This is a genomic window from Pseudomonas sp. 05T35 (assembly GCF_056396605.1).
Window position 1 is genome coordinate 1 of the sequence record NZ_JBFTLU010000733.1, and the last position, 1,279, is coordinate 1,279.

General features: G+C 61.4%; 1 protein-coding gene and 1 pseudogene. Both read left to right on the forward strand.

Annotated features, from left to right (window positions below):
- A partial coding sequence (locus tag AC1DH9_RS29330; protein ID WP_477809354.1) for a DUF3362 domain-containing protein occupies positions 1 to 886 on the forward strand: 886 nt, incomplete at its 5' end.
- A 274-nt stretch (positions 887 to 1,160) separates the two neighbouring features.
- Positions 1,161 to 1,279, forward strand: a pseudogene (locus tag AC1DH9_RS29335) (NAD synthetase); the annotation flags it as partial.

Consider the following 1,279-nt stretch of genomic DNA (forward strand, 5'->3'; position numbering starts at 1 on the left):
CTGTATCCTGTATCGCAGCGCCCGTGCCTTGCCGGGTGTGAAGAAGATCCTGATCGCCTCCGGCCTGCGTTACGACCTCGCGGTCGAGTCGCCGGAGTACGTCAAGGAGCTGGTGACCCACCACGTCGGCGGCTACCTGAAGATCGCCCCGGAACATACCGAGGAAGGTCCGCTCAACCAGATGATGAAGCCGGGCATCGGCAGCTATGACAAGTTCAAGCGGATGTTCGAGAAGTACTCCAAGGAAGCCGGGAAAGAGCAGTACCTGATTCCGTACTTCATCGCCGCCCACCCCGGCACCACCGACGAAGACATGATGAACCTGGCCTTGTGGCTCAAGGGCAACGGTTTCCGTGCGGACCAGGTGCAGGCGTTCTACCCGTCGCCGATGGCCACCGCCACCGCCATGTATCACTCGGGCAAGAACCCGCTGCGCAAGGTCACCTACAAGAGCGATGCCGTGACCATCGTCAAGAGCGAAGAGCAGCGTCGTCTGCACAAGGCGTTCTTGCGTTATCACGATCCGAAAGGCTGGCCGATGTTGCGTGAAGCGTTGACCCGCATGGGCCGCGCCGACTTGATCGGGCCGGGCAAGAACCAGCTGATCCCGCTGCACCAGCCGGCCACCGACAGTTACCAGAGCGCCCGTCGCAAGAACTCGACGCCAGCCGGAAGCCATAAAGTGGCTGGCGAAAAGACCACCAAGATCCTCACGCAACACACCGGCTTGCCGCCGCGTGCCAGCGATGGCGGTAACCCGTGGGACAAGCGTGAACAGGCCAAGGCCGCGGCGTTCGCCCGCAACCAACAGGCCGCGAAGGAACGCAAGGACGCCGCCAAAGGCAAAGGGCCAAAACCTGCGCGCAAGCCAGTCGTGCCGCGTTGATCGCAGCCTAGCAAGCAAAACGCCAGCCTCGTGCTGGCGTTTTGCTTTGTAGGCGGTGGAGAGCTTGTTTGTTAAGGTGGCGCCCATTAATTGCCATCGCAGGCAGGTCAGCTCCCACAGGGGAACGCATTCCAGATGTGTGAGCCGGGCTTGCCCGCGATGAGGCCGGCATGACCACCCTCCAYTTCAAGGACGAACACCCATGAGCRGCCCCCTGCTCGGCATCGGCATGGACTCCAACCGCTCCCAGYTCATGGCGCKCCAGCGCATCGARAGTGAAATCARCCACGCCACTGTGACGCAAATCCGGGATTCTCTCGGTGCGGCCATTGGTATTTTCGGGAGCGCTTTGTCGGGAAACATTCGTACCGTCGCGGTAGGTTTGTATAAGGC